Below are 24,305 nucleotides of genomic sequence, written 5' to 3'. Positions count from 1 at the left end.
GCGAGGCGTGCAGACACAGCAAAAGACTCTTTTGGGAGGAGGCAACGAGACCATGGGAAACCAATTTCGGACCACCCTGCTTTTGGCGGCCTTGACGGTTCTGATCGTGGGAATCGGAAGGCTTCTGGGCGGCCCGCAAGGGATGGCGATCGCCTTGGTGTTCGCCGTTGTGATCAATTTTGGCAGCTACTGGTTTTCGGACAAGATTGTCCTGGCCATGTACCGGGCCCAACCGGTGGACGAACACGAGGTGCCCGAGCTCTACAACATGGTGCGGGAGCTGGCAACCAGTGCCGGCCTTCCCATGCCCAAGATCTATATCATCCCCAACGAAACCCCCAATGCGTTCGCCACGGGCCGCAACCCCAGTCACGCGGTGGTGGCGGTGACCCAGGGGCTGTTGCGGCTGCTGTCGGCCCAGGAGGTGCGCGGAGTCCTGGCCCACGAGATGGCGCACGTCAAGAACCGGGACATCCTGATCGGCACCATCGCTGCCTCTCTCGCTGGAGCCATCATGTTCCTGGCGAACATGGCGCGCTGGGCGGCCATCTTTGGCGGTTTTCGGGGAAGCGACGATGAGGGCGAAGGGGCCGGCGGGCTCATCGGGACCCTGGTTCTAGCCATCCTGGCGCCCATTGCGGCCATGATGATCCAGATGGCCATCTCCCGATCCCGCGAATACCTGGCGGACGAAACAGGGGCGCGCCTTTGCGGGCACCCGGAAGGGCTGGCCAACGCTCTGGAAAAACTGGCAGTGGCGTCCCAACGTATCCCCATGGTGGATGTCAAGCCGGCCACGGCCCACATGTTCATCGTCAATCCCCTGTCGGGCAGGAACCTGATGAACCTGTTCAGCACCCATCCGCCCATTGAGGAGCGGATCCGAAGGCTTCGTTCCATGGCCTACTGATTCGCGCTCAGATTGCGAGGGACCTTCTCAGAGGGGCATGGCGCGCGCCATGCCCTTTTTTTGCTTTTGACAGGGGCCTTCTTTTTCATTAAAGGTGGCCGTTGGGCCTTATGTGCAGCCTTTCACATCACGCACCGGGGGCCCGAACCGAGAAAAAGAGAACAAGGATGAGACAATGGCTACCGTCGTCGTGGTGGGAGTGCAGTGGGGCGATGAAGGAAAGGGCAAGGTGGTGGACCTGCTCACCGGGGACGCCCACTGCGTGGTTCGTTTTCAGGGGGGTAACAATGCCGGCCACACCCTGGTGGTGGGCGGCCGGAAGATCATTTTGCATCTGACCCCTTCGGGCATTTTGCACTCGGACAAGGTGTGCATGATCGGAAACGGGGTGGTGGTGGATCCCGGTGTGCTTTGGCACGAACTGGATCGCCTGAAGGAGTTCGGCATGGAGGTGACGCCGGACCGGCTGGTGGTGAGCGCCTACGCCCATGTGATCATGCCCTACCATCGCCTGCTGGACGCAGCCCGGGAGGCCAAGAAGGGGGCGTCCAAAATCGGCACCACGGGGCGCGGTATCGGGCCCTGTTACGAAGACAAGGCGGCCCGTTCCGGCATCCGGGTGCATCACCTGCTGGATGAGCGGGTGTTTCGCGAGAGGCTGGATCGGGTGCTGGAGGAAAAGAACTTCATGTTCCGGCACTACTTCGGCCAGGAGCCTCTGGATGCCGATGCGGTGGCGGAGGAGTACCTGGAATACGGCCGCAAGCTGGCGCCCTTTGTGGGCGACGTGTCCGCCCGCCTCCAGGAGGCTGTGGAAAGTGGGCGCAACGTTCTTTTTGAAGGGGCCCAGGGAACGCACCTGGACATCGACCACGGAACCTATCCCTTCGTCACGTCGTCCAACACGGTGGCGGGCAGCGCCTGCTGCGGCGCCGGCATCGGCCCCACCCGTATCGATCACGTGCTGGGGATCCTCAAGGCCTATACGACCCGGGTGGGAGCGGGACCGTTTCCCACGGAACTCACCGATCCCACGGGGGAGCGAATCCGGGAGTGCGGCGCCGAATTCGGATCCACCACGGGAAGGCCCCGCCGCTGCGGTTGGCTCGACCTGTGCGTGGTCAAGGATTCCGCCCGGCTGAACGGCTTGACCAGCCTGGCCATCACCAAACTGGACGTGCTGACCGGTCTTCCCACGCTCAAGGTGGCTGTGGGCTACCGGTGCGACGGCCGGGATCTGGACGGTCTGCCGCAGGAGGTGGATCGGGTGGAGCGTTGCGAGCCCGTCTACGAGGAATTTCCCGGCTGGGAAGAAGATATTCGGGGCGTGCGCCGCTTGGAGGATCTTCCCCAAAACGCGAAGAACTATCTCCGCGCCCTGGAGGACTTCGTGGGACTGCCCTTGAGCATCATCTCCGTGGGACCCGGACGTGAAGAGACCATCGTCCTGTCCGATCCCTTTGCCTGACCCGGAATCCGCCGGGCCTTCCGCCCATGGGGGCCCGGCGGCGCTTTGAAACGCCGCCTTCCAAGCCCCCCGGCGGCTCTGCCCCCCCCCCCTGTGGCGTCGGGCCTTTCGATGATACCGCGCCGGAGGGCCCCCTTTTCTTCCGAACTGCGATGGACCGTGCCGCGCCTTCCCGAAGGGTTCCGTGCCATGAATCGGACCCTTTCCCTCCTAGCCTGCGCAATGGCGGGCCTTTCCCTGTCCCTCCGGAAGAAGTCCCCGCGGGCGGGGCGCGTGCTTCTTTTCCTTACTGTCCTTTCCTGGCGGAAATGATGACCGATTCACCGATCTCGCGGGCTCGACACACGTGCTTTTCCATGATCGCGTGAATGGATCCATCGTCCATGGCCTGGAGCGCCTTTCTGTGAGCCTGGCTTCTTTCTTCGTCGTCCACGAGGCAAAACACCGAATCGGAAGCCCAGAAGTCCTCCGTCAGGAATAGAGTGGGATCCTCGTAATATGTGGAGTCATACAAACAGCCGGAAGATTTCTGAATCTGGATGTCCGAAAAGCCCCTGTCTTGAAGTTGTTGGCGCAGGAGGTCCAGGGGAACATATTTGCTTTGCAGTTTTCTGGCAGCGGTCGGGATGAATTCATAGTACCAATACGAACCCTCGTGGGGATCGATCTGTGCGGGATCGCAGGTGTGTAGGATAAGGAAACCCTGGGTTTTCAGTACCCTGTGGGCTTCTTCCAAGAATCTGGTCATGTTGGGAAAATCCGAAGACTGATCGAGGTGGTGTAGGACCTGGCTTATGAAGTAGGCATCAATGCACGCTTCCTTCAGGGGCAGCGACAGGATATTCCCCCTGGCAAGGTGTACCTTTTCGAAAGTCTCGAGACGCCGCCTGGCTTTGGTGATCCCGCGATTGGAGGCTTCGATCCCGATCACACGGCAAGACAATCGGGCCAGGTGATAGGTGTAGGCCCCCGTGCCGAACCCGCCCTCCAAAAGAACGGCCCGATCCATGGGAACCGGTAGATGGTCCAGTACCTGATGGACTTCGCGCAACCCGCAGGGTCTGCGAAAGCTGTCGTAGGATTGGAAGGCTCTTTCGTAGTCGCAATAGGAAGATCCGCTCTTCAAGGCATCCTCCTTTCCACAGGCTTGAATCCCCAACGTGAGAAAAAAACGGCGCAGCCGGGAGGTCCCCGGAGCTTGTCCGAAAACGCCCAGGTCGCTCCCTTCGTGCGCGGGCGGAAGGTTGGGGCTACCCGGCGGGCCCGTGCGGTCGGCCTGCCAGGCCTTGTGGGGGCGGGTTCCGAACCCGCCCCCCGCAAGGCTCAAAAAGGGCCACAGGGCACGGTGGAATTTCAACCAGTTAGAAACCTCCCGAAAGGCCATTATCGGACAAGCTTCTGGTTGGAAAGGCCCCAAAAGGCCAAGGGCCGTTGTGGGACAAGCTCCCAAGGGGGGAATTCCTAGCATAAACGGGCATGGAATTTAAGGGGAGAAGGCGCGTTGTTCTCGGCCGGCGGTGCTTGACAGGGCGAAGGCCGTTGGATTATGGTGAAAATAATAACGAACCCAAACCATATTGGCCACATAATGCACAAGGGGCTATTGCTCTTCCCAGAGGTAGTGAAGTCGCGTCATGGGATCTGCTTGCCGAGCACACGCGCGGTCAAGGCAACAGGTTGAATGCGTCCATTTTTCCGATCTCGATCATTTCTGTTACGGCGGCGCATTATCTCGTTTTTCCATTGAGTTGAAGGGGCCTTGGGTTCGACCGGAATGTCTTGGTCTGTGGCCTTGATGCACTGATCCGATCCAACACTTTGTGGGAAAGGAGGTGGGAACTTCCAGAGGTGGCTCGGGACCTCCCCGGAGAGCCTTGGGAAGAGGGATTCCTCTCCCAACGGTCAGGACCCCGGGGCTGCGGTCCATCGTCATCGTAATGGGATCTACGAATAGGAGGCGGGAATGAAACTGACCAGAAGGGATTTTCTTAAGATTTCCAGTGCGGCTACGGCCGGTCTGGCGCTGGGGGGGTGCACCACCATGGGCTTCAACATGCAGCCCGTCCAGGAGCAGGCCTGGCGGTTGCGCACTCAAGATGCCAAGGAGACCCCCACCATCTGCTGCTATTGCGCCGTGGGCTGCGGCATCCTTTGCCACACGGACAAGCGGACCGGGAAGGTGATCTACACGGAAGGGGACGCGGACCATCCCATCAACCGCGGGGCCCTGTGCGCCAAGGGGGCCGCCACCTACCAGGTGGCTCAAAACGACAAGCGGATGACCAAGGTGCTCTACCGCGCTCCCTACAGCACCCAGTGGGAGGAAAAGAGCTGGGATTGGGCGCTGCGACAGATCGCCAAGCGGGTGAAGGACAGCCGGGACAAGAGCTTCACCCGCAAGAACGCCAAAGGGCAGGTGGTCAACCGCTGCGATGGGATCGCGTCGGTGGGCAGCGCCGCCTTGGACAACGAGGAGTGCTGGATCTACCAGGCGATGCTGCGCGCCATGGGACTGGTCTACATCGAACACCAGGCCCGTATCTGACACAGCGCCACGGTAGCGGCTCTGGCAGAGTCGTTCGGACGCGGCGCCATGACCAATCACTGGATCGACATCAAAAACAGCGATTGCATCCTCATCATGGGGAGCAACGCGGCGGAAAACCATCCCATCTCCTTCAAGTGGGTCATCGAGGCCAGGAAAAGCGGTGCGACGCTCATCAGCGTGGATCCACGTTTCACACGCACTTCCAGCAAGGCCGACTTCTACACGGCCCTTCGCTCCGGCACCGACATCGCCTTTCTGGGCGGCATGATCAACTATATCCTTTCCCACAACAAGTACTTCCAGGAATACGTGGCCCGCTACACCAACGCCTGCTTCATCGTGGGCAAAAAATACGGCTTCCACGATGGGCTCTTCGCGGGCTTCGATCCCAAGACTCGAAAGTACGACAAGTCCTACTGGGCCTATGAATTGGATGCCAACGGGGTGCCCAAGAAGGACTACACGTTGAAGCACCCGCGTTCGGTCTTCCAGCTGCTCAAGAAGCACTATTCCCGCTACACCCTGGACAAGGTGTCCGCGGTGACGGGAACCCCCAAGGAGGATCTCCTCAAGGTCTATGAGCTCTACAGTGCCACCGGAAAGCCCGACAAGGCGGGTACCATCATGTACGCCATGGGCTGGACCCAGCACACGGTGGGCGTTCAGAACATCCGTGCCATGGCCATCATCCAGCTGCTGCTGGGCAACATGGGTGTGGCCGGAGGCGGTGTGAACGCCCTGCGGGGCGAGTCCAACGTGCAGGGTTCCACCGACCACTGCCTGCTCTTCCATATCTGGCCCGGCTATCTGCCCACGCCGCGGGCGTCGGCGGCCACCTTGGCCGACTACAACAAGAAGTACACGCCGGTCTCCCACGACCCGCTCAGCGCCAACTGGTGGCAGAACAAGCCCAAGTACGTGGTGAGCTTCCTCAAGGCCATGTTCGGCGATGCGGCCCACGCCGGAAACGACTTCGGCTATGGCTGGATGCCCAAGCTGGACGACGGCAAGACCTACAGCTGGCTGGATTTGTTCGACGCCATGTACCGGGGGGAATTCAGCGGCTTTTTCGCCTGGGGCCAGAACCCGGCCTGCAGCGGCGCCAATGCCGACAAGAACCGTGAGGCCCTGGCCAGGCTGGACTGGATGGTCAACGTCAATCTGTTCGACAACGAGACGGCGTCCTTCTGGAAGGGCCCCGGGATGGATCCCCGGAAGGTGAAGACGGAGGTCTTCTTCCTGCCCTGTGCCGCCTTCATGGAAAAGGAAGGCTCCATCACCAACAGCGGCCGCTGGGCCCAGTGGCGCTACAAGGCCCAAGAACCGCCGGGAGAGGCCAAGCCCGACGGGGACATCATGGTGGAACTCTTCAATGAGATCCGAAGCCTCTATGCCAAGGAGGGTGGGGTCTTCCCCGATCCGATCCTGAACCTCAAGTGGGATTACACCACCCAGGGCAAATACGATGCCCACAAGGTGGCGCGCACCATCAACGGGGAATTCACCCGGGACGTCACCCTCAAGGGCAAGACCTACAGGAAGGGACAGCTGGTGCCGTCCTTTGCGTTCTTGCAGGCGGACGGATCCACCACCAGCGGCAACTGGCTCTACTGCCAGAGCTACAATGAAAGCGGCAACAACATGGCCCGCCGGGACAACAGGGACACCAGCGGCATCGGGCTCTATTCCAACTGGTCCTGGTGCTGGCCGGTGAACCGCCGGATCCTCTACAACCGGGCCTCCGTGGATCTCATGGGCCGGCCGTGGAATCCCAAAAAGCCGGTCATCGCCTTTGCCGGAGAGGTGCAGGACGGCAAGTACGTGACCAAAAAATGGGTGGGCGATGTGCCTGACGGCGGCTGGTATCCCATGATGAACCCGGACGGCACCCCGCGTTCCGACACGAAGTATCCGTTCATCATGAAGCCCCACGGGTTCGGCGCCGTCTTCGGCCCGGGTCGGGGCGACGGGCCGTTTCCCGAGCACTACGAGCCCATCGAATGCCCGGTGGAAAAGAACCTGTTCAGTTCCCAGTTCACCAACCCCGTGGCGGCGGTCTACCGTACCCAAAAGGATGTCTACAAGACCTGCAATCCGCGCTATCCCTTCGTGTGCACCACCTACCGGGTGACGGAACACTGGCAAACGGGGGTACTCACCCGTTGGCAGCCGTGGCTTTTGGAGGCGGAGCCCCAGCTTTTCGTGGAGATGAGCGAAGAGCTGGCCCGACTGCGGGGCATCCAAAACGGCGAGAAGGTGATCGTGGAATCGCCCCGCGGGAAGGTGGAGGCGGTGGCCATGGTGACCAAGCGGTTCCGTCCCTTCATGGTCCAGGGGCAGGAGATCCACCAGGTGGGCCTGCCGTGGCATTACGGCTGGGTGTGGCCTCCGGACGGCGGAGACAGCGCCAACCTGCTGACCCCGTCGGCGGGCGATCCCAACACCCGGATCCCGGAAACCAAGGCCTTCATGGTCAACGTGAGAAAGAAGGGGGTGTAAGCCATGGCAGGGATGAGTTTCTTGGTGGATACGAGTCGGTGTACGGCCTGCCGTGGGTGCCAGATGGCTTGCAAGAGCTGGAACCAGAACGGCGCCAGCATGACCAAGAACCTGGGAACGCACCAGAATCCGCCCGATCTGGACGGCAACACCTTCAAGCTGGTGCGATTCAGCGAGCACATGAAGGGCGCCAAGCCCGTGTGGTACTTCTTTGCGGACCAGTGCCGTCACTGCCTGGAGCCGCCGTGCAAGGATGCCATCGAGGGTTACGTGGACGGCGCGGTGATCCACGATGAAGACACCGGGGCGGTGGTCTACACGGAAAAGACCCAAGGGGTTCCGGTGGATGAGGTGCGGGCGGCTTGTCCCTACGACATCCCGCGGGCCCGGGAGGACGGCACCCTGGTGAAATGCACCATGTGCATCGATCGGGTGAAAAACGGCCTCAAGCCCGCCTGCGTCCAGGTGTGTCCCACGGGAGCCATGAACTTCGGCACGCGGGACGAGATGATGGCGCTCGCCCAGGAGCGGCTGGCGGCCTTGAAAGGAAAATTCCCCAAGGCCCAGCTGCTGGATCCCGACGATGTGCGCACCATCTACCTGGTGACCGACGATCCGCAGATGTACCATCCCTACGCGGTGGCCGGGTTGCGACCGGGAATCAGTCGGAAGCTGGCCCTTCGTAAGCTCTTTTGGGCACCGGCACGCCATGTGGCCAAAGGCCTTCGGTTGGGCTGAGAGCCACCGGCTGTGAGTGGACGGTGACGTGAAAAAGGGCCGGGGCGGGAAACCTTGCGCCCCGGTCCTCCCGGTCGGCGTACCGTGAATCATTTTTTGTGTTATAAAGGAGGCGGCCAGGGCCGCCTCCTTTGGTATGTCGGGCCGCCGTGAGACGGTCCACGGGTCGGCTGCTTACGGGAGCGGAATCGCTTTCTCGCTACAGAAGGGGTTGTTTCCATGCAGGACAGGCAAGCATCGCACCGGGTCCGGAGCGCCGTGGAGGCCGCCAGGAAATCCAAACCCGCCTATGAACATCTCTTTTCCTTCCTGGAGCCTCTGTTCACAGCCCAGCAGGAGATCCAGTCCAGCCTCCAGCTCAGGCCCCTGGACATGGAAGAAGCCCAGGCCCTGGATGCCTGGCGGGAGGGGCGGCCGCTGCTCAAGCGCTGGGAGTTTCCCATCGATGGCGACGCGGCGGAAAGGATGTTGGCCGTTGCGGAAAGGGCCATCCCCGAAGACAATGGGGAACTGGGAAGGGCGCACCAGGCCCTGGAGCAGGCTTTGGCTCGGAATCCTTCGGCCCGCACCGCCATCTGGGAGAGTTTTCTCCACCATGAATGGAATCCGTGGGAGGAATGGGTGGACATGGAAGGGGTGGAGGCGGCGTCCCTGCTGTTTCTGGCCCGCAGCTGTCTGCGACCGTCCGTGGAATGGACCGCCCGGGATCTGTGCCGCCGGTTTTCCTTCCAAGACCACTGGCGGGAAGGCTACTGCCCGGTGTGCGGCAGCCTGCCTTCGCTGCTCACCCTGGAAGACCAAGGCAGGCGCTGGGCTCACTGTTCGTGGTGCGGCACCGCGTGGCCCATGGCTCGGCTGCAATGCCCCGCGTGCGACAACCGCCGACACGATCGCCTGGGGTACCTTTATACGGAACAGGAACCCCACTACCGGATCTACTATTGCCAGGAATGTGCCTGTTACTTCAAGGCCCTGGACAGGAGGGAACTCTTGAGCCCCCTGTGGGTGCCCTTGGAGGAATGGACCACGCTCCACCTGGACCTGGTGGCTCAGAGAGCCGGATGGAAAACGCCGCCGTCCCCGGCCCCGGCCGTCTACGGGGACGGGGCGGAGGAAGGCCGCCCACCCCTTGTGTCTTGACTCCCGTGGCCGTTGCCGTCATTATGTCACGACAGCCAGGCCGGGCCCTCTGCTTTGCAAAAACCCAATAAAGACGACGGGATCCAAAGGGCTTTCCGGACGACCTGGATGAATCCTTGCGGACGGTGGCGGTGAATCGAGCGTCGATGGTCCACATACGAAGTTGGAACAGAACATACCGAAAACGCACGGGTACGGCCGAAGGCGCGCTGCGTAGCGCGTTGCAGGACGGATGCCGCATTCTGATTGGTTCCGCGGCCTCGGAACCTCAGCACCTGACCCGCGCTCTGGTGCGGCTGTTGCCCGACTACCGAGACGTGGAGATCCTCCAGGCCCTTTCCCTGGGTGTTCTGCCCGAGGATTGGAGCGCATTGTCCCGCCATGCCCGCCTTCGCACCTTCTTCGTGGGCCCCAAGGCCCGGCGGGCGGTCAACGCCGGCCAGGCGGACTACATCCCCGCCTACTTTTCCCAGGTGCCCCGAATCCTGCGGGAAGAAAGCCCGCTCAGCGTGGACATCTGCCTGGTTCAGGTGACGCCTCCCGATGAACACGGCTTCTGCTCTCTGGGCATCGGCGTGGACATGGCCAAGATCGCCATCGAACGGGCCCAGGTGGTCATCGCCCAGGTCAACCCCCACATGCCCCGGACCCTGGGGGACAGCTTCGTCCACGTGAGTCAAATCCACCACTTCGTGGAGTACGACGAACCCCTGCTGGAGGTTGTCTACCGGGAAAAGAGCGCCATGGCGGAGCGGATGGCCAAATACATTTCCAGCCTGGTGGAGGACGGGTCCACCATCCAGGTGGGGGTGGGGCGCATCACCAACGCAGTGCTCATGAACCTGACGGACAAGAAGGATCTGGGCGTTCACGCGGAGATGATCACCGACGCCCACTTGCACCTGGTCCGGCGGGGGGTCATCACCGGCAGCCGCAAGACATTGCACCGCGGCAAGATCATCACCAGCTTTTGCCTCGGGTCCCGCGATCTGTACGATTTCGTACACAACAACCCTCAGGTGGAGCTGTACCCCATCGATTATGTGAACGACAGCCGCATCATCAGCCGCAACGAGCAGATGGTGGCCATCAATTCGGCCCTGGAAATCGATTTGACGGGCCAGGTCTGCGCCGACTCCATCGGCCACAAGGTCTACAGCGGCATCGGCGGATATGTGGATTTCATGCTGGGGGCGTCGGGTGCCAAGAAGGGCAAGACCATCATCGTGTTGCCGTCCACCAGCCCGGACGGAAGGAAGTCGCGGATCGTAAGCCATCTGACGCCGGGAGCCGGCGTGGTCAGTTCCCGCAGCGCGGTCCAGTACGTGGTGACCGAATTCGGCATCGCCTACCTGCACGGCAAGACGGTGCGGGAGCGGGCCCTGGCCCTGATCAATATCGCCCATCCCAAGTTTCGGGAAAGGCTGCTGGAGGAGGCCAAGAAGCTTCGCTACGTCTACCAGGATCAGATCCTGCCCCCCATCTACGAGCCGCTCTATCCGGGCCAGTGGGAGACCTACCAGATCTTTCCCGAAAACACCAAGGTCTTCTTCCGGCCCATCAAGCCCACGGACGAACGGGCGCTCCAGGAGTTTTTCTATTCCCTTCCGGACCAGGACATTTACTACCGTTTCCTTTCGGCCATGCGCGTCTTTCCCCACCGGGACACCCAGGCCATGTGCAACATCGACTACGAGCACGAAATGGCCATCGTGGCCGTGACGGGAGAGATCGGCGCCGAGACGATCATCGGTCTGGGCCGCTACATCCTGGACCAGAAGACCAACATGGCCGAGGTGGATTTTGCGGTGCGGGCCGAATGGCAACGCAAGGGGATCGGCACGTTTCTGTTGCACTACCTGTGTGAGATCGCCAAGAGCAAGGGGGTCACCGGTTTCAGCGCCTATGTGCTGGCCTCCAACCGCAAGATGCTCTCCGTCTTCCACAAGGTGGGCTATGTGATCCACAGCGTCCTGGAAGACGGCATCTACGAGATTGCCTTTCGCTTCGATGAACCGGCTCAGGCGTGCGTCACCGACGAATGCCGGGGGGCCAAGGAGCCGGCCAAGCCATGACCCGACCGATCGGACCCCTCTCGTGCGGTTCCGCTCGTACTCAAGAGCCTTCGTGGCCGTGGGAACCCCGGATCCGTCCCAGGGACATCGCCTTCGACATCGACGGGGTGGTGGCCGACACCATGCAGGTGTTCGTGGATCTGGCCCGGAGCCGATACGGCCTGACCCACCTGCGCAAGGACCATCTGACCTGCTACAACCTGTACCAATGCGTGCCGGCCCCGGACCACGTGATCGACGAGCTCATCTGCCTGACCCTGGACGACGATCACACACAGCGGGTTCCGGCCATGGAGGGGGCGGCGGAGGTGCTCACGCGGCTGGCCGACTACGGCCCGCTTCGCTTCGTCACGGCGCGGATCTGGCCCGAATCCATTATTCGATGGCTCGAGGCCCTGCTGCCCCGGGTGCCGCCCTCGTCCATCCAGGTGACGGCCACGGGGGATCCGGAAGTGAAACACCGCGTCTTGACCCAGATGGGGGTTCGCTACTTCCTGGAGGATCGTTTGGAAACGTGCCGGCTTCTGGCGGATCAGGGCTTTCGACCGATTCTCTTCGATCAGCCGTGGAATCGGCAAGGGGGTCCGTTTCCAAGGATCTACAAGTGGCGGGAGCTGGAAGGTCTCTTGGAATGGGCCGTGTGATGGAAACCGGAGGCGGGAGGCCGCGACCGCCCGTGTTTTGGAAGGACGACATGGCATGCTCGGGCGAATGACAGACGAGCTTCCCTTCGTCATCAAGGCGGACCGGGAAGGGTTTTTGCTCATCGTAAACGGTAAGACGCCGCTGCCGCACGTGCTGGAGGCTTTGAGGACCAAGCTGGAAGAATCCAAGGCCTTTTTCCAGAAGTCCAAGATGATTCTGGACCTTCACCAGCGGCCGTTCGATCCGGAAGAGGTTGGCGCCGTGCGCGCTCTGATGGAACAGGCGGCGGGGGTGGAACTGGCGGAAGTGCGCGTGAGCTGCGAAGATGGGGCCTTTTCCCGCTGGGCCGCCGGACTTTTGGGTGTGAAGATCCGCCTGGGCACAGAGAGGGACAAGGACACGGGAGCCAGCGATTCCCAGGCAAATCCTCACGACGCTTCCCCGCCCCTGGTGGTGCGCCAGACATGCCGGTCCGGAACCCGCATCGAATCCCCCGCGGAGCTGGTCATCCTGGGAGACGTGAACCCAGGTGCCGAGATCATTGCCTCGGGGGATATCGTCGTCTTCGGAACATTACGGGGTGTGGCCCACGCCGGGGCCCAGGGGGACCGGGAGGCTCGGATCTGGGCCCTGCACATCGAGCCGCAGCAACTTCGCATCGCCGATCTGGTGGCGCTGCCTCCCCGGGGACGCAAGCCCAAACCGAAACGCTACGAAGTGGCGGAAGTGAAAGGGGATCTCATCCAGGTGGTGAGCTATTGACACGCGCCGAAGAAGGTGCCACACAAGCCCACGGGTAGCCCCCTCTATGCCTGAACCGAGAAGGTTCCCCAAGGATCAAGGAAGGACGTACCATGGCAGGTAGAACCATCGTTGTCACCTCCGGTAAAGGCGGCGTCGGCAAGACCACGACGATCGCCAATCTGGGGACGGCCCTGGCCAAGAAGGGCTTTAGTGTCGTCATGATCGATGCCGACATCGGGTTGCGCAATCTGGACGTGGTGATGGGCCTGGAAAACCGCATCGTCTACAACCTGGTGGACATCGTGGAAGGCAAGTGCCGGATCGAACAGGCCATGATCCGCGACCGGAAACTCAAGAAACTGCACATCATTCCGGCGGCTCAAACCCGCGAAAAGGACGCCGTCCAGCCGGAGCAGATGAAGGCGCTGTGCCAACAGCTGGCCGAGCAAAACGACTTCGTCCTCATCGATTGCCCCGCCGGTATTGAACGGGGGTTCAAGAACGCCGTGGCCGGAGCCCAGCAGGCCCTGGTGGTGACCACACCGGAGGTATCGGCCATCCGCGATGCGGACCGCGTCATCGGTCTTCTGGAAGCCAACCTCCTCAAGGACATCCACTTGGTGATCAACCGGCTCAACGTGAAGATGGTTAAGCAAGGCGACATGATGTCCACGGCGGACATCGTCTCCCTCCTGTCGGTCCCCCTCATCGGAGTGGTTCCGGAAAGCGAAGATGTGGTCGTTTCCACCAACCGCGGGGTGCCGCTGGTCCATGAACGCGGCAGCCGGGCGGGGGCCGCCTTTCAGAAGATCGCAGCCCGGTTGAACGGCGAAAGCGTGCCGTTCGACGACGACCAGGACGGAGGGTTTTTGAGTCGGGTCAAGCGGATCTTCGGTGGTTGAGAAGGAGGGAGCCAGGCATGTTGAAGGCTATTCAGAGGTTCTTTCGGGACAGGAACAGCGCACAGACAGCCCGCCAACGGTTGGGCGTGGTGCTCATGCACGATCGGCTGGACATTTCGCCGGATCTTCTGGAGGCGCTGAAAAACGATATCATCGAGGTGCTTTCCCGGTACATGGAGATCGATCAGAACTCCATTCGGGTCGATTTCGAAGAGGGCAAAGACTACACGGCGTTGGTTTCCAACGTCCAGGTGAAGCGGGTCTATCGGAACGTGGCCGCCACCTGACCGTGGCCCGGAGAAGGGATGCCATGGCACTTCAGGTTCTTCTGTCCGCCACCCTACGAAGATGCGTGCCGGACTACGATCCCGAGGCAGGGATTCGGGTGGAAGTGGAGCCCGGCACCTCGGTGCGGGAGGTGATCCGGCAACTGGGCCTTCCGGAAAAGGAGATCAAGCTCATCATGATCAACGGCCTGGCGTCGTCGCCGGAAGCCGTGCTGCAGGGCAATGAACGGGTGGCATTCTTTCCTCCTGTGGGCGGCGGCTGATCCGGAAGAACCGCCACCGAGCCGATCAGAGGCCTCCAAGCCACCGGGATACCGCTTCCTGGAGCAGGCGGTAATAGGCCATGCTTCCCCCCAAGCCTTTCCTTCCGAAAAAGTAGTTGATCTCCAGAAAAAGGGGCGGAGTGGACGGAGTTCCCCCCTTTTCACAGGGAAACAAGAGATCGATTCCCGCCAGGTTGATGCCTGTTTGAGCGCAAAGGGCTCGGACCCACCGTCGTCCCACGGCCTGAAGATCCGGATCCCCGTGAGGGTCGAGGTGCGCTCCCTGGGCCGTGTTGTGTAAAAAGTTGGACGGATCCTCCTGCACCCGCCAGTAACTTACCATCCGGTCTCCCACCACCACCACCCGCAAATCCCGGTTGTCCGTGGGGATGAATTCCTGAACCAGAAACCCCGGAAAGCCGCTCCGTTCCATGCGCCGAAAATATTCCACGCAGCGCCGGGCTTCTTCGTGGGAGCCGGCCATGAAGACCTGTTGGCCCTCGCCGCCGTGATTGCCTTTGATCACCACCGGATAGCGCAGGGCCCTGAGAAAGCTGTCCGGGCAACGGGCGGCCGAAAGAAAGAGAGACGTCCGGGGGTGGGGCAGCCCCAGGGCCCTGAAAAGGCGGATATCTCCGACCTTTCCCGGGTAGAGGAACCGGGCCCGGTAGTTGGGAAAGATGCGGGGGCAGTGGCTTGCCGCCATCCGATATAGGGACTCGCGGCAGCCCTGGGGAAGGATGACCGCGCGGGCCTTGCCGAGCCACTTTCGATCCTCTGCATCCGGGTCCCGGCCGGCGCACAGGCGGTTCATATCGCCAGGGATGACGGGATGGTAGGATAGGATCATGGGGGTACCGGCGTGTGCTTTACCACAGGGACGCCGCCCGGGGATGCGCGGCCCGGTCTGTCAAGAAGATGGCGTCCTGCTCGCACTGGGCCCGGCAGATGCCGCAACCGTAGCAGCGCAAAGGATCCACGAAGGCGGTCTTTCGATGGGCCGAATAGCCGATGGCTCCGAACTGGCACGCCTGGGCGCAGCGGCGGCAGCCGATGCAGCGCGATGCATCCACTTCGGCCACGTATTCGCCACGGAAAAAGAGGTGGAATCGGTACTGATAGGCCTTCATGGCCAGGCAGTCCGCCCGGTCGCAATTGCAGACGGCGCCGATAAAAGGCGTCTTGAAGGTCCAAATGGTGTGGATCAGGCCTTCCTTTTCGAACTCGTCGGTCAGGCCCATGGCCTGTTCCGCCGTGAGACGTTCGAAAGGGTCCACGTGGGGTCCGAACTGGAACGTCTCCAGGAAGGCCTCCTTGATCTCCAGGAGCTTTTCCGGATCCATGGTGAGTCCGATGCAATAGCGGGCTTCCCGGGCCCCCGTGCTGCTCTTTCGGCACACGCACGGAAGACGCACGATGGTGCTGGCGTTCCGGTAGACCTGGTGCAGGTCTTCCTTGGGGATCACCTGGCCGAAATGATCCCGGCGATATTTCTGCTCATAGAAGCGGTATCCGATCTCCCGCAGCCAGCGGGGGACCTTCAGGGCCTGCTGGAAGGTCTCTTCCATCTCCCGGGCCTTGTCCGTGGCCACGTCGTAGATGAATTCCTTGATGTAGCGGCGCCGTTCCACATCGTTCAAAAGATCTTCGGCGTAGTTGGAGGCGTTGTGATACCACTTTTTCCCTTCCCCGTGCTGGTGGCAGAACTGGCACATGAGGCAACCTCGTTTCCCCTTGAAGCATCTTTTTGAGATCACGTGGAAGAATCGCTTTTCCAAGCGATCTGGGGATCCCATCCTACACGAAGATCCTGTCCAGCACCAGAGGGGGAGATGCCGACCGGCGGTGGGGCCAACCCAACGCGCCCGATGGCGCTCCAATAGAAAAGAGCCTTGCCACAGGCCCTTTCGCGGGAGCTTTAAACAACAAAGAGGGGCGCATCTCGGTGCGCCCCTCTTTCTCAGAAGTCTTCAAATCCCTCTTCTAGTTCCTGCGGGGATGGGCCCGGACGTTTGTCTGCCGGTGGTTCAAGGGCTGGAGGGGCAGCGCGCCCATTGCCCTTGCCGGAAGCCCGGGGCATGGCTTTCCTATCCACGGGAGCCGACGGGGGGCTTCATCTTGAAGCCTTTCCCCTTTTCGTTCTCCCTCGACCAGCGCGACCAGGGAATTGACCGCCCGTTCCATCTTCTGGGATTGTTGCCGAAGGGTTTCGGCGGACGAAGCGGTTTCTTCCGCGTTGGCTGCATTTCGTTGCACCAGACGATCCATGTCCGAAATGGCGCGGCTGATCTGTTGGATGCCCGAAGCCTGCTCGCGCGAAGCCTCGGCGATTTCGCCGATGAGATCCGCCAGCTGAGTGCTCTTCTCCTTGACGCTGCCGAAGGAGGCGCTGGTGCGGTCCACCAGCTGCGAGCCCACCTGGACCTTCTTCATGATGTCCTCGATGATCGTGGACGTGTTTCGGGCCGCTTCGGCCGCTCGCATGGCCAGATTTCGCACTTCATCCGCCACCACGGCGAATCCGGCTCCCGCTTCGCCGGCCCGGGCGGCTTCTACGGCCGCATTGAGCGACAGTAAGTTGGTCTGGAAGGCGATCTCATCAATGGTCTTGATGATCTTTTGCGTTTCCTCGCTTGCCTTGGAGATCTCTTTCATGGACCCTTGCAGGTCTGTCATCGCCCCCGAAGCCTCTTCGAACTCTTGGTGAGTTTCCTTCACGATCGACGCAGCATGGCCGGCGTTGTCCGCGTTGCGACGTGTCATGGAGTTCATTTCTTCCAGCGAGGAGGAGGTCTCTTCCACGCCGGCTGCCTGCTCGGAGGCTGCCTCGGCCAGGGTTTGGCTCGCCTCGGCCAGTTGATCCGACGCCACAAGCACGCTGCTCGCGCCGTGACGCATGCGGGCGGCCAGTTCCTTTACAGGATTGGAAACCAGACGGACCATGGCCCAATAGACCACCAAGCACAGGGCGATCACGCCCGCGAAGGTGGTCGTTGAAGCCTGTAAGAGAATCTTTCTGAACGCGCTGTCCCTTTGAACCTGAGTTCGCTTAACGGTCCGGTCGATCCGTTGTTCCACCTGGGCGCTGGACGTTTCGGCAAAATCCCGGGAAAGACCGACCTCGACGGTGCCCAGCTCCTCTCCTTCAAAAGAGACAGGCGCCGTCACGGGAAGAAGTCCCTCCTTGGAGGTGGGTTCTTCGGTCAGGGCCTTGCCTTTCTTGTCGTAAAAGACCACGTAGGCCACGTCGGGGTCCTTGGCGGCGCTTTGTGACAGGTCAAGCAGGGAGGCGAAATCATAGCCAACGATCAATGTGGAGCCCGTGTGGGCCAGAAGGCCGGCCAGCGACTCCCCTTTCAATACGAGGGACTTGAGCAATAAATCCTTCTCAACCTTCTGCTCCTCCCTCAAGGCGTTTACCATGGTGGAGGTGAGCTCATTCTGGGTCTTGGAGGCGGTAACCACCAAAAGACCCACCACCACGCCCACGAGCGAGAGGCTCAGAAGGACCACAACCGCTATGAAGCGAGTCTGGACGCCGAATTTCTTCAACATGGCTACTCTCCAAAGACGCCGTAATGAATAGCTTTGAGACATTCTTCAACGGGCGTATAGTCGGCCGGTTCGGTCCAGCCCACGATCTTGGCGCGCTTGGCTGCTTGGGAATCGGCGGGCATGGCCTTGAGGGCCGCCGCCACCTTGTCGGCCAGGGCCGGGTCCGTCTTCTCCAGAGCGGCCAGGGGCCATTCGGGGTAGAGTCGGGTGCTGTGCACAAAGGGGAAATCGTCCTCCACTTTGTGCAGGATCCGGAATTCATCCATGCTGATCTTTCCTTCATCCTGCATGCGCTCCAACGTGTCGCTCCGGACTGTTCCCACGTCGGCGGCACCGTTCTTCACCGCCAGGACCACATTGTCATGCTTTCCGCCTTCCAGGAAGGCCGCGCAGTCCTTGGTAGGATCGATCCCGTTTTCCAAAAGGAGTCGCCAAGCCATGTGGGCTCCCCCGAAGGAGGAGCGCTTGACGCACATAAACTTCTTGCCCTTGATGTCTTGAAGGCTTTGAATGGGGCTGTCTTTTCGGACGAAGAGGACACCACCGAATTTCTCCAGAGCCTTGCCTCCCCGGGAGTTGATGAGCGTTGCCACGGCTCGAACATTGTATTTCTTATTGAGTACTGCGTAAAAAGCGGAATTGGCCAGAATGAAATCCACCCGCCCGCCTTTGACGGCCGGTTCAATGGCTACAAACTTGAGCGGTACGATGGTGCATTTCTCGCCGGTCTTTTCCGTCAGGTAGGCCCCGGTGGCCCCCCACTTGGCCATGCATTTGGGCGCCCCTCTTTTGGCCAGAACCCCGATCTTGTAGTCCGCATGACTGGGTGAACAGAGACCCAGCAACACGATAGCAGCAACCGCAAAAACCCATCCTTTCGATAGCTTGGGGAGATGTTGAACCATGGAAAATCCTCCTTTCTCGTGATCGTTCTTCCACCTTTTTCGCGTGAATGCGGAAATCACTCGGCTGTTGCCTCATCTCATCGGCGTGGAGACGGTTGAACTTTAGAATTTTATAATGTCTTCAGGTTCATTTAACGTTCAACCGAAACCGAAGTGAGCATCACGGGCTCTTTGCCGGCGGTTCTCTATTGGGGACCACCACCCAGGTGGCGTCGCAGGGCGAGGGCGGTGGCGGAAGGAAGGGATGGGGCACGGCGCGCCAGGTCCTGCGGGGGGCCGCAGGCCACCAGGCGGCCGCCTTCGTCGGCGCTTCCGGGGCCCAAGTCCACCACGTAGTCGGAGGCGGCGATGAGGTCCAGGTTGTGTTCGATGACGATCACGGTGTGGCCCTGGTCCACCAGGGCCCGAAGGAGTTGGACCAGGCGCTGCACATCGGCCCGGTGCAGGCCGGTGGTGGGTTCGTCCAGCAGGTACAGGGTGGGGGACTTGTGGTTGGTGAGTTCCGCTGCAAGTTTGAGACGCTGTGCCTCCCCGCCGGACAGGGTGGGGCTGGGCTGGCCCAGGGTGAGGTAGCCCAGGCCCAGATCGTGCAAAACGGACAGGGGGCGCACCACCTTGGGAACGGCGGCGAAAAAACCCCTGGCCTCCGCCACGGTCATGGCCAGAACGTCGGCGATGGAAGCGCCGCCGTAGCGGATGGCGAGCGTCTCCCGATTGAACCGGCGTCCCCCGCAGGTGGTGCACGGAACCGTCACATCGGGAAGAAAGCTCATGGCCACCCGGATCCTGCCTTGGCCCTGGCACGATTCGCACCGCCCCCCCTTGACGTTGAAGGAGAATCGGCCGGGCGGAAAACCGCGGGTGCGGCTTTCCGCAACGGCGGCGAAGAGTTTGCGGATCTCATCCCAGATCCCCACATAAGTGGCGGGGGTGGATCGGGGGGTGCGGCCGATGGGGGAATGGTCCACCTCCACGATCCGATGGATGGGTTCATGGCCTTCCAGGGACGCAAGGGGCCAGGCGGGGTCCCAGGGGAGGCCTTTCTTGATTCCCGCGAGAGCCGTTTGCAGAACCTCGTGGACCAGGGAGCTCTTTCCCGATCCCGACACTCCCGTCACGCAGGTGAGGGTTTGGAGCGGGAAGGCCGCGTCCACTTCCTTCAGGTTGTTGGCGCGGGCTCCTCGGACGGTGATCCAGCCGGCATGGCCGGCTGTTTTCTTTTCGTGGGGGAGATTCTCCGTGGGGCCCTTTGGGCCGAACCAGCGGCCGGTGAGGGTGTGGGGCCGACGGATCAACTCGTCGTAGCGGCCCTGGGCCACCAGGCGGCCGCCGCCGGTCCCCGCTTCCGGTCCCAGTTCCAGGATCCGGTCGGCCAGGCGCATGGTGTCCGGGTCATGTTCCACCACGATCACGGTATTTCCCCGGTCCGTGAGGGTCCGAAGTCCGGTCAGAAGGCGTTCGTTGTCCACCGGATGCAGCCCAATGGTGGGTTCGTCCAGGATGTAGCACACCCCCCGGAGCGTGGATCCCAGTTGAGCTGCCAAGCGGATCCGCTGGGCTTCGCCCCCCGACAGGGTGTGGCCGGAACGACTCAGGGCCAGATAATCCAGGCCCACGCGCCGCAGAAACTCCACACGCTCCAGCACTTCCCGGGAGATGGGATCGGAAACAGGTTTTTCAAAAGCCTGGAAGGGAAGATCCTTCCAGGCCCTCTCGAACTCCTTCACCGGAAGATCCGTGAGGGCTCCCAGGGTCCATCCGTGGACCTGGACGGCTCGGGCCTGCTCATTCAAACGCGTCCCAGCGCATTCCGGGCAGGTGCCTTCGCCCCATATGCCGGAGCCTTCACAGCGCGGGCAGGCTCCCAGGTGGCTGTTGAAGGAAAAGAGCCGGGGGTCCAGGGGCGCGAAACTCTTTTCGCACCGGCGGCAGGCCAGGTGGCGGCTGAAGAAGCGGTCCGGGGAGCCCTCCACGATGACGGTGCCGCCTCCCAGGCGCAGAGCCTCCAGGATGCGGCGCTGCAACCGGCTTGGACTCAAATCCCCGATCTCCGATTCGTCCAGGACCACCGCTTCGATGTGGTGTTCCCGGTGGCGCGCAATGGAGGGGATGGGATCCAGCGGATGGCGTAGCCCGTCGATGCGCACGGTGCGGTATCCCATGCGGCGAAGTTTCATGAAGAGATCCCGGTAGATCCCCTTGCGGCCGCGGACCAGTGGAGCCAGAACGGAGGCCGGACGATCCTTGAGTTCCCGTTCCAGTAGGCGCACGATGGTGTCCGGGCTCAGGGCGTCCACCGGGCGGCCGCACTGCGGGCAGTGCTGGCGTCCGATCCGGGCAAAGAGAAGACGCAGGAAATGGTGGATTTCGGTGATGGTTCCCACCGTGGATTTTCTTCCCGGTTGGGCGGTTCGTTGTTCGATGGCCACCGTGGGCGGGAGCCCCAGGATCTGGTCCACGTCCGGTTTTTCCAGGATCTTGAAGTACTGGCGTACGTAGGTGGAAAGGCATTCCAGATAGCGGCGCTGTCCTTCGGCAAAGAGGATGTCGAAGGCCAGGGAGGATTTTCCAGATCCGCTGAGGCCCGTGAGCACGGTCATACGATTCAGGGGAAAGCGCACCTCGTCCAGGCGCAGGTTGTGTTCCCGGGCGCCTCGAACCACGATCTCCGAAGGTGGGGCCGCAGGTGGAGCCGATTCGGGGGGAGTCGGTCGGCGGGTGCGAGCCGCCGGCACGAATGGGCCTTTCCCTTCCGAAAACCGGGAAGCCAGGAAGCGGCCGGTGTGGCTTGCCTCGGTGGCGGCCACCTCTTCCGGCGTCCCCGCAGCCACCACCGTCCCCCCTCCATGTCCCCCTTCCGGGCCCAGATCGATGATCCAATCGCAGGCCCATAACAATTCCAGATTGTGTTCCACCACCACGACGGTATGGCCGCGGTCCACCAGGCGGTGCAGCACCTGGATGAGCTTTTCCAGGTCGTGGGGATGCAGGCCCACGGTGGGTTCATCCAGAAGAAAGCAAGTGCCTTTGGAGGCGACTTGGGTCCGGCCCGGGCTCATGTAACGAAGCAATTTGAGCCGCTGGGCTTCGCCGCCGGAGAGCAAGGTGAGGGGCTGACCCAGCCGCAGATAGTCCAGCCCGATGGCCACCACCGGTTCCAGGGCCCTGCGGATGGCTTCGTTTTCAGCAAAGGCTTCCAGGATCTCCGTGGCGGTACTTTCCAGGATATCGGCGATGGAAAGTCCTTTGACCCGCACGTCCAAGATCTCGTCCCGGAACCGACGGCCGTTGCAAACGGGACATCGCACGTGGGCATCGGCCAGGAACTGCATTTCCACCTTCTGGAATCCTTCCCCTTTGCAGTGGTCACAGCGTCCCCCGGGAACATTGAAGGAAAAATGCCCGGCGGAATACCCGCGGACCCTGGCTTCCGGCGTGGCTGCCAGCAGCTTGCGGAGGGGATCCAGAACCTTGGTGTAGGTGAGGAGGTTGGCCCGGGGAGAGCGTCCCACGGGGCGCTGGTCCACCAGCACCATGTCGTCCAGCCGATCGGCGCCTTCCAGGGCGATGCAGCGGCCGGGCTGCTCGCTGGGTCTTCCCATGAGCCGCAGCCAGTTGTGATAGAGCGTGTCTTGGACCAGGGTGCTCTTCCCCGACCCGGATACGCCGCTCACCCCCACCAGGCACCCCAGGGGAAAGGAAACCGTGATGTCCTTCAGGTTGTTTTCCCAAGCCCCCCGCACCACCAGCGCCCGGTTCCAATCGGGACGCCTTCGGGGATGTTCTGGGGAAGGGCCGGGCCGGGTGCGCCGGTCGCCGTCTCCCAGGTAGCGTCCCGTGAGGCTGTCTTCGGCCCGGGCCAGGCCTTGGGGAGGACCTTGGTAGAGAACCCGACCGCCCCGTTCGCCTCCGCCCGGGCCCATATCGATCACATGATCCGCCAGGCGGATCATGTCGGGGTCGTGTTCCACCATGACCACGGTGTTTCCCAAGGAGACGAGCCGATGGAGCTGATTCATGAGCCGCTGCTGATCGCGGGCGTGGAGCCCCACGCTGGGTTCGTCCAGCACATAGAGGACATTGGTGAGGGCGGAGCCCAGGGCGCGGGTCAGGTGCACCCGCTGCACCTCCCCGCCGGATAGGGTGCGCGACTGCCGGTCCAGGGTGAGATAGTCCAGCCCCACATCCACCAGGAACTGGAGGCGGTTTCGGATTTCCTGAACCAGAAGGGCCGCCGCCGGGTCTTCTTCCAATTCCGGCCAGGGCTCCTGGAAGAATCGTAGGGCCCGGTCCACCGGCCAGGCGCACAGTTCGTGGATGGCCACGCCCCGCATCCGATAGACGTGCACCGCTTCCCGAAAGCGCGATCCATGGCAGGCCTTGCAGGGAAGGTAGGCCCGATACCGGGACAGGAAAACCCGCACGTGTATCTTGTAGGTTTTCGTTTCCAGCCAGTCGAAGAAGCCGCGGATGCCGTAGAATCCGTCAGAGCCTTCGATGATCTTTCGCTGCTGCACTTCGCTCAGCTCCCCGAAGGGAACGTCCGTGGGGATGGCCTGCCGGCGGCAGAAGTCCATGAGATCCTGGAATTCCATACGCTCCGGCGTCCACGGTCGTATGGCACCCTGTTGGATGGAAAGGCGCCGGTCGGGGATGACCAGATCCAGGTCCACGTCGATGATTCGACCGAATCCCCGGCACGTGGGGCAGGCGCCCAAGGGACTGTTGAAGGAAAAGAGGCTGGGGCTTTTGGGCACCACCGCCACATCGCAGCGCGGGCAGCGCAGGTCCTGGGAAAATCGGATCACCCGGTGGGGCAAAACCACCGCGCACGCCGTGCCCCCGCCCATGGAAAAGGCCGTGCGCAAAGAGTCCAGCACCCGTTCGGGACTCGCCCTTTTCCAAAGGAGGCGGTCCACCACCACCAGAACCTCCCCTTCGGAAGGGGCGGCCTGGGCCGAAGGGTCTTCCAGATCCACCACCTTGCCGCCGGCATAGATCCGAAGGAAGCCCTGGGAGACCAGGGACCGGATCCAGTCCTTGCCGGACGGGGTGTGCGGGAAGCACAGAAGGACCCGGCTTTCCGGATCCAGGGATTGGAGCTTTCCAAGAACGCTCTCCGGGCTCTCTTCTTCAATGGCCTCTCGGCATTGGGGACAGATGGGGACGGCCAGGCGGGCGTAGAGGTATTTGAGATGATCGTTGATCTCCGTCATGGTCCCCACCGTGGAGCGGGAGCTTCGAACGGATGTTCCCGACTCGATGGCGATGGCTGGGGGGATTCCTTCGATGGAATCGGCGTCCGGGCGGTCCATACGCTCCAGGAACTGGCGGGCGTAGGGGGAAAAGGTCTCCACGTAGCGGCGCTGGCCTTCGGCGTAAAGCGTGTGGAGTGCCAGACTCGATTTACCGGAACCGCTCACGCCGCTCACCGCGATGAGCTGATGCAAGGGGATGTCCAGATCCAGATGCTTCAGGTTGTGCTGGCGAACGCCTCGAAGTCGAATGGTGGTATCCATGCACCTGTTCTTGCTTTGTCCTAGTGTTTTGATATGATTTTCGTTTTGCCGGGATCCTTCGTTGCTTCGGAATGGCACCCGGCAGGCAAAGGCGCTTTATAACCCGC

17 protein-coding genes are annotated in these 24,305 nt (G+C 61.9%); 11 read left to right on the top strand and 6 right to left on the bottom strand.

The genetic code is table 11. The annotated features are described in order from the left end of the window. The first annotated feature begins 52 nt into the window (after nt 1–52). Together htpX and B9A12_RS06130 are read left to right on the top strand one after the other, a co-directional pair. Nucleotides 53–910, top strand: a complete 858-nt coding sequence (gene htpX, locus B9A12_RS06135; RefSeq protein ID WP_084057009.1) for a zinc metalloprotease HtpX — start codon at nt 53–55, stop codon at nt 908–910. Nucleotides 911–1,085: 175 nt separating this feature from the next. Then, on the top strand, nt 1,086–2,378 hold the full coding sequence (locus tag B9A12_RS06130; protein ID WP_084057008.1) for an adenylosuccinate synthase: 1,293 nt from the start codon (nt 1,086–1,088) through the stop codon (nt 2,376–2,378). A gap of 286 nt (nt 2,379–2,664) precedes the next feature. Here the strand turns inward: B9A12_RS06130 and B9A12_RS06125 are convergent, their stop codons facing one another. After that, nucleotides 2,665–3,504: a class I SAM-dependent methyltransferase gene (locus B9A12_RS06125; RefSeq protein ID WP_170920386.1), complete on the bottom strand. Its 840-nt coding sequence runs from the start codon at nt 3,502–3,504 to the stop codon at nt 2,665–2,667. Between the two features lie 837 nt (nt 3,505–4,341). Here B9A12_RS06125 and fdnG point away from each other — a divergent pair. The 9 genes from fdnG (at nt 4,342) to B9A12_RS06080 (ending at nt 14,219) form a co-directional block, all read left to right on the top strand. Further along, entirely contained in the window at nt 4,342–7,425 is a 3,084-nt protein-coding gene (fdnG, locus tag B9A12_RS06120; RefSeq protein ID WP_084057006.1) for a formate dehydrogenase-N subunit alpha, read from the top strand. 3 nt (nt 7,426–7,428) lie between these two features. Further along, nucleotides 7,429–8,163, top strand: coding sequence for a 4Fe-4S dicluster domain-containing protein (locus B9A12_RS06115; RefSeq protein ID WP_084057005.1), 735 nt, complete (start codon nt 7,429–7,431; stop codon nt 8,161–8,163). A gap of 219 nt (nt 8,164–8,382) precedes the next feature. Continuing rightward, nucleotides 8,383–9,303, top strand: a complete 921-nt coding sequence (locus B9A12_RS06110; protein WP_084057004.1) for a formate dehydrogenase accessory protein FdhE — start codon at nt 8,383–8,385, stop codon at nt 9,301–9,303. A gap of 131 nt (nt 9,304–9,434) precedes the next feature. Then, a complete protein-coding gene (locus B9A12_RS06105) occupies nt 9,435–11,378 on the top strand; it encodes a bifunctional acetyl-CoA hydrolase/transferase family protein/GNAT family N-acetyltransferase (RefSeq protein ID WP_245802365.1) in 1,944 nt (647 codons plus the stop codon). Next, complete coding sequence (locus B9A12_RS06100) at nt 11,375–12,022, top strand: 5' nucleotidase, NT5C type (RefSeq protein ID WP_170920385.1); 648 nt, start codon at nt 11,375–11,377, stop codon at nt 12,020–12,022. The genes B9A12_RS06105 and B9A12_RS06100 overlap by 4 nt, the downstream gene beginning before the upstream one ends. A gap of 55 nt (nt 12,023–12,077) precedes the next feature. Continuing rightward, nucleotides 12,078–12,785, top strand: a complete 708-nt coding sequence (gene minC, locus B9A12_RS06095; protein WP_084057001.1) for a septum site-determining protein MinC — start codon at nt 12,078–12,080, stop codon at nt 12,783–12,785. Nucleotides 12,786–12,877: 92 nt separating this feature from the next. Next, on the top strand, nt 12,878–13,669 hold the full coding sequence (gene minD / locus B9A12_RS06090; protein WP_084057000.1) for a septum site-determining protein MinD: 792 nt from the start codon (nt 12,878–12,880) through the stop codon (nt 13,667–13,669). 17 nt (nt 13,670–13,686) lie between these two features. Beyond that, entirely contained in the window at nt 13,687–13,956 is a 270-nt protein-coding gene (gene minE / locus B9A12_RS06085) for a cell division topological specificity factor MinE (protein ID WP_084056999.1), read from the top strand. Between the two features lie 23 nt (nt 13,957–13,979). Continuing rightward, nucleotides 13,980–14,219 (top strand): MoaD/ThiS family protein, encoded by a 240-nt coding sequence (locus tag B9A12_RS06080; RefSeq protein ID WP_084056998.1) that lies wholly within the window; start codon nt 13,980–13,982, stop codon nt 14,217–14,219. A gap of 25 nt (nt 14,220–14,244) precedes the next feature. On the opposite strand, the gene B9A12_RS06075 is transcribed toward B9A12_RS06080, so the two are convergent. The 5 genes from B9A12_RS06075 to uvrA all read right to left on the bottom strand — a co-directional run bounded on the left by B9A12_RS06075 (nt 14,245) and on the right by uvrA (nt 24,198). After that, the gene (locus B9A12_RS06075) at nt 14,245–15,069 is read right to left on the bottom strand and encodes an ATP-grasp domain-containing protein (RefSeq protein ID WP_084056997.1); all 825 of its coding nucleotides are present in this window, start codon (nt 15,067–15,069) and stop codon (nt 14,245–14,247) included. 19 nt (nt 15,070–15,088) lie between these two features. Beyond that, nucleotides 15,089–15,934, bottom strand: a complete 846-nt coding sequence (locus B9A12_RS06070) for a 4Fe-4S binding protein (RefSeq protein WP_170920384.1) — start codon at nt 15,932–15,934, stop codon at nt 15,089–15,091. Nucleotides 15,935–16,202: 268 nt separating this feature from the next. Next, complete coding sequence (locus tag B9A12_RS06065) at nt 16,203–17,774, bottom strand: methyl-accepting chemotaxis protein (RefSeq protein ID WP_170920383.1); 1,572 nt, start codon at nt 17,772–17,774, stop codon at nt 16,203–16,205. A gap of 2 nt (nt 17,775–17,776) precedes the next feature. After that, entirely contained in the window at nt 17,777–18,679 is a 903-nt protein-coding gene (locus tag B9A12_RS06060; RefSeq protein ID WP_084056994.1) for a phosphate/phosphite/phosphonate ABC transporter substrate-binding protein, read from the bottom strand. A 185-nt stretch (nt 18,680–18,864) separates the two neighbouring features. After that, entirely contained in the window at nt 18,865–24,198 is a 5,334-nt protein-coding gene (uvrA, locus tag B9A12_RS06055) for an excinuclease ABC subunit UvrA (protein WP_084056993.1), read from the bottom strand. Nucleotides 24,199–24,305 lie beyond the last annotated feature (107 nt).

It is taken from the genome of Desulfacinum hydrothermale DSM 13146 (assembly GCF_900176285.1).
GTDB classification, from domain to species: domain Bacteria; phylum Desulfobacterota; class Syntrophobacteria; order Syntrophobacterales; family DSM-9756; genus Desulfacinum; species Desulfacinum hydrothermale.
This window is presented reverse-complemented; position numbering and strand designations above follow the sequence as displayed.

What these genes read in the sequence shown, in the direction of transcription:
- htpX (WP_084057009.1), top strand. Translation starts at nt 53, where the DNA reads ATGGGAAACCAATTTCGGACCACCCTGCTTTTGGCGGCCTTGACGGTT.
- B9A12_RS06130 (WP_084057008.1), top strand. Translation starts at nt 1,086, where the DNA reads ATGGCTACCGTCGTCGTGGTGGGAGTGCAGTGGGGCGATGAAGGAAAG.
- B9A12_RS06115 (WP_084057005.1), top strand. Translation starts at nt 7,429, where the DNA reads ATGGCAGGGATGAGTTTCTTGGTGGATACGAGTCGGTGTACGGCCTGC.
- B9A12_RS06110 (WP_084057004.1), top strand. Translation starts at nt 8,383, where the DNA reads ATGCAGGACAGGCAAGCATCGCACCGGGTCCGGAGCGCCGTGGAGGCC.
- B9A12_RS06100 (WP_170920385.1), top strand. Translation starts at nt 11,375, where the DNA reads ATGACCCGACCGATCGGACCCCTCTCGTGCGGTTCCGCTCGTACTCAA.
- minC (WP_084057001.1), top strand. Translation starts at nt 12,078, where the DNA reads ATGCTCGGGCGAATGACAGACGAGCTTCCCTTCGTCATCAAGGCGGAC.
- minD (WP_084057000.1), top strand. Translation starts at nt 12,878, where the DNA reads ATGGCAGGTAGAACCATCGTTGTCACCTCCGGTAAAGGCGGCGTCGGC.
- minE (WP_084056999.1), top strand. Translation starts at nt 13,687, where the DNA reads ATGTTGAAGGCTATTCAGAGGTTCTTTCGGGACAGGAACAGCGCACAG.
- B9A12_RS06080 (WP_084056998.1), top strand. Translation starts at nt 13,980, where the DNA reads ATGGCACTTCAGGTTCTTCTGTCCGCCACCCTACGAAGATGCGTGCCG.
- B9A12_RS06075 (WP_084056997.1), bottom strand. Translation starts at nt 15,069, where the DNA reads ATGATCCTATCCTACCATCCCGTCATCCCTGGCGATATGAACCGCCTG.
- B9A12_RS06070 (WP_170920384.1), bottom strand. Translation starts at nt 15,934, where the DNA reads ATGTGCCAGTTCTGCCACCAGCACGGGGAAGGGAAAAAGTGGTATCAC.
- B9A12_RS06065 (WP_170920383.1), bottom strand. Translation starts at nt 17,774, where the DNA reads ATGTTGAAGAAATTCGGCGTCCAGACTCGCTTCATAGCGGTTGTGGTC.
- B9A12_RS06060 (WP_084056994.1), bottom strand. Translation starts at nt 18,679, where the DNA reads ATGGTTCAACATCTCCCCAAGCTATCGAAAGGATGGGTTTTTGCGGTT.
- uvrA (WP_084056993.1), bottom strand. Translation starts at nt 24,198, where the DNA reads ATGGATACCACCATTCGACTTCGAGGCGTTCGCCAGCACAACCTGAAG.